Consider the following 269-nt stretch of genomic DNA (forward strand, 5'->3'; position numbering starts at 1 on the left):
AGCCTCCGGTTCCTGAGCACTTTCCGATATGACCGTCCGGGTCACCGGCACCGCTTACTCCCTAACTCACGCCTGTGGGCTGTCTCTCTACGTATCTTCAGGCGGCAGCAAGATCTGGCATTTCCGCTACTACTGGTTTGGCAGGCAGCAATGCATGTCGCTGGGTAGCTATCCGCAGGTCGGGCTCAAGGAGGCGCGCGCCAGCCGGGATGAAGCCCGTGCGCAGGTTGCCGAAGGTATCAATCCCTGCGGTCAGCGCAAGGAGCAGA

The 269-nt window shown here is 61.0% G+C and carries 1 protein-coding gene; it reads left to right on the forward strand.

Going from position 1 to position 269, the window contains the following annotated elements:
• Window positions 1-28 precede the first annotated feature (28 nt).
• On the forward strand, window positions 29-269 hold a 241-nt coding region (locus DM374_RS32940), incomplete at its 3' end, for an Arm DNA-binding domain-containing protein (protein ID WP_157969841.1).

It is taken from the genome of Pseudomonas huaxiensis, assembly GCF_003231275.1.
In the GTDB taxonomy this organism is placed as follows: Bacteria; Pseudomonadota; Gammaproteobacteria; order Pseudomonadales; family Pseudomonadaceae; genus Aquipseudomonas; species Aquipseudomonas huaxiensis.